Below are 3,954 nucleotides of genomic sequence, written 5' to 3' on the forward strand. Positions count from 1 at the left end.
CGCGCGGCGCGGGTCGCTGGTCAGGTAGCGGATGAAGGCTTCGAGTCCGGCTGCGGTGAGTGTGTCGGGATCGGGACCGGCCTGCTCGAGGGCGGCGATGGTCTCCGCGCGCATCGCCTCGGCCAGGTTGTCGTAGAGGGCGGCCAGGCAGAACTCCTGCCAGGATCCGACGAACGAGCCACGGTGACACTCCAACGATTTTGGCTGTTCGGCGCATCGAACCGGTTCGGGTGAATACCGACCGAATCAGTTGTGGGTCCACCGATGGCGATCGCTTGGTCTGCCCCACGGGTCGGTCTACTGCCCGCAAGATCGCGTAGCACCGCTGCCGGGGAATTCCCAGTGCCGCAGCAGCTTCTGGTACCGACACTCCTGAATCGACCAGCCGGACCAGCTGCCCACTGAACCGAACCACTTCCTCGGAAACGACACGGTCGCCGCAACCTCTCATATTGAGAGTGTTGCGACGACCGGTTGAACCCAAGTAACGAGTTCGGGGCGTTCGTGATTGGGTAATCGGCCGCGCACAGGCTTGATGCAAGCTAATGGTTGGCGTTTCACAGTGTAGGTGACGCTGGCGGTTATGGGAATCGGACAAGCCGCAGGCTAAGCATGACGACGAGTTGCCTCCGACGATGCCTGCTGGCAGATGCCGAACTGTCGCGTCGCCCTATCATCGCCAACTGCTCGGGCCTGCCGGATACCACTGTCGACGGGTGCACCAACCCGCCGGCCACATGCGAGCTTGGTCCCATCCGCCACCGCAGCCAGACGCAGACCACCACAACACCCCGGGTGTTCAGCCAACTGCTGGCCGAATCAGCGTCATACAGCGAACTCTCATTTTGAATTGACTGACGTACCTGTGACGGGCGACGGCCACCGGTGTAGAAATCGTCGCACTGGGCGGTTCAAACCGGCGAGAAAGCATGCGCTACAGCAGAACAGCAGCACGGACGCGCTCGGCCAGGACATGGTTACGCATATACTGGGCCTGGAAGAGCGACTGATCAGGGGAAACGAGACCTGGGTCAGTTCATGCCTTCATACTCCGCTCCTTGCGCCTGCACCGCCCGACACATTCGTCCTGGTGAGGCATCAACTCTCAGAGCGGTACGTCGCTGGAGCGTGCGTCAGCTGGCGCTTCGCCGCCAGACGCGGATCCGGTGGTCCGTCGCGCGGCTCGTGACCCATGCGAGCTCCGGCCGACGGTATACCCGACCGCCCGTCATCTTGCCAAACTCGGTTGCTGAACAGGCTGACTCATCGCCGCTTACGTCGACGATCGGCTCGATCTCCTCAGGGTGTCGAAGCAGACTGAACAGCCGCAGGAACGGCGCCCACACGGAGGCCGGTTCCGCGCGCCCGCACTGGCCTGAGAATCCTCTTTGCCCTGCAATCACAGCACGCGCCCCACCGTGCTCCCAGCAGACCGTCTGGATGCGCGGCCGACTTCGACTGTGCTCATCGAACCCATACGCGCGATGCCAATTCCTCGCGCACGATCGCCCAGGTGCGGCCACACACGCAAAGTCACCGCCACGACACGAGTTCACCCACGCGCGCCCCGACCCCGTCCTTGCTCCAGTCACCGCACGGGTTCCCTGTTCACGCAACTTTGCCGATCCGGCTCTCCTTCCAGCGAGCTCGGAGGCCCACCCATGCCGCACATCTTCGACAAGAGGAGGTCCAGTGCCACCGAAAAAGTCTCGCTCACGTGCAACCCGCCACGGTTTCGGCAGAATCCGACAACTACCCTCCGGTCGTTGGCACGCAAGCTATATCGGCCCAGACACCGGCTTACACAAAGCCGCCCATACCTTCGACATCAAAAGTCGTGCAGAAGGCTGGCTCGCGGCAGAACGCACATTAATTGATCTTCAAACGTGGGAGCCTCCGGCAACCCGACACCAGGCGACCGACGTCCCCGAGCCACCGACACCGGTGCTGTTCGGCGCCTACGCCGAACGCATCATCGCCACGCGAGTGTCGCGACGAGGCCAACCCCTCTCCCGACGCACCGCAGACTCCTATAAGTCCCTGCTGCGGCTGCATCTCAACCCCACCTTCGAGTTAACAGCGGTGGAAGACATCACTTTGGAGATGGTCCGGGACTGGTACAGCAAAGTCTCGCGCGTGCGCAAGCGTGGACGGAAGTCGAATCCCGACCAGGCTCGCACCGATGTCCCGACGGCGCGCGCACGCGCTTACGAGGTCTTGCGGATGGTGCTCAATGTCGCCGTCGAGGACGGCCTCATCGTCAAGAACCCGTGTCGTATCAAGGGCGCGACGGCGGTCCAGCCAGCCCATGACCCCACAGTGTTGAGCCCTGCCGAGATCGGCAATCTCGCGGCTGCCATGCCCGAAAAGCTTTCCGTCTCAGTCCTGCTGGCCGCATGGTGCGGGCTTCGTCCATCCGAGACCTTCGAACTACGCCGACGCGACTTCAACGCGGATTGCTCGGTCATGACGGTCTCGTTCGCCGCTACCTACCGTGAAGGAAAGATCGAGATCGGCCGTCCCAAATCTGGTTCAACCGGCCCGGTGGTGATCCCTAGCCATATCCGACCGGCGGTGCGCACCCACCTCGACCGGCATGTCGATTCAGCGACGACCTCACTACTGTTCCCCGATCCCGAGACCGGTAAGACCATGCGCGAATGGGTCTACCGCCGGATCTTCAGCGCGGCGTGCGTCAAAATCGGGCGCCCGGACTTCCGACCCGGCGAGCAACGACACACTGGAGGAACTGTCGCCGCACAAGCCGGCGGTACGCTGGCCGAAATCATGGAACGCCTGCGGCACAAAACCCCTGCCGCCGCGATGCGCTACCAAAAGGTGGGTGCCGGACGCGCACAAGCATTGGCGGAAAACATCGCGAAGCTGGCGAAGAACGACGGCGCGCACTCCGCGGACCAGCCCTAGTCAACAGGTTCTTCGCGCTGGTCCACGACCGCTTTGGCCTCAGCACCCGCGCCGAGCATCACGCGAGGCGTTGGGATATCTGATTTCGCCAAGCTCAGCAAGCCTGGCTCCCAAGTTTTACCCGACGCCGTAGCCGCTGCCCGCGCACCCGAGGAACTTCTGCGCGCTGATCGTCCGATCCGATGACGCCACCCGACTGCCCGATCGCACCCGTTGCCATCGCGGCGCTGAAGACAACCTTCACGCTCGGAGTGACCCGACCCGTCAGCCACCGCGGGGGCACGTCCGACCGACGCAATGTTCTGACCGTCAACATCCCGAGTGAGGGGGACCAGCCATGCAGCCTGCATCACCACGATCTACCCGAGCTCAGCCAACTGCAACCGAAGACGTGCGCACGGACCGTGCGCACGTCTTCTTCTGGACCGAGCTCTGCATCGCCGCCGGAGTCAGCGTGGTCGGCAACGCAACCCAAGCCGTCCTCCACACCACCGCCATGCCAGCAGTCGCAGCCACCGTCGCAGTCATCCCACCCCTGGCCCTGCTGGCCGCGGTACACGGCGTCGCCCTGCTCACCCGTGCGCACACCGCCTCCCCCACCGCGCGCCGCGCCGCGACCGCGCTGACCGTCGTCATCGCCGGCGGCGCGTTCTGGCTGTCGTTCACCGCGCTGCGCGCTTTGGCGATCACCGCAGGTGTGCCCGCCGCCGAAGCATGGTTGTGGCCGCTCATAGTGGAAGGCAGCATGACCCAAAGTTCCCTAGCCCTGCTGACGTTGGCTCACACGCAGCAGCCCGACACCGACACCGAGTCGGCAAACACCGCCCCAGCACCACAGCCCACTCCCGAACTACCCGCATCTACCAGCGCCCCAGTCGCACTACCGGCCCCACAGCAAGCCGTATCCGAACCCGTCGAGGACGCCGCCCCCGAAAATCCTGCAGGCAAAGGCCCCGATCTCGACGTGTTGGCAGCATTGATCTGCGAACAAGATCCCGGCGGGCGACGCGATCACGGCACTGTCACCAC

General features: G+C 64.0%; 2 protein-coding genes and 1 pseudogene. 2 read left to right on the forward strand and 1 reads right to left on the reverse strand.

What is annotated here, in order from left to right; translation table 11 throughout:
- Window positions 1–195, reverse strand: a pseudogene (locus tag NS1_RS37060) (hypothetical protein); the annotation flags it as partial.
- Between the two features lie 1,497 nt (window positions 196–1,692).
- On the opposite strand from NS1_RS37060, the gene NS1_RS37065 reads away from it, so the two are divergent.
- Both NS1_RS37065 and NS1_RS37070 read left to right on the forward strand, forming a co-directional pair.
- Entirely contained in the window at window positions 1,693–2,925 is a 1,233-nt protein-coding gene (locus tag NS1_RS37065; RefSeq protein ID WP_063816374.1) for a tyrosine-type recombinase/integrase, read from the forward strand.
- 391 nt (window positions 2,926–3,316) lie between these two features.
- On the forward strand, window positions 3,317–3,954 hold a 638-nt coding region (locus NS1_RS37070; RefSeq protein ID WP_062992211.1), incomplete at its 3' end, for a DUF2637 domain-containing protein.

This window comes from Nocardia salmonicida NBRC 13393 (genome assembly GCF_001613085.1).
GTDB classification, from domain to species: domain Bacteria; phylum Actinomycetota; class Actinomycetes; order Mycobacteriales; family Mycobacteriaceae; genus Nocardia; species Nocardia salmonicida.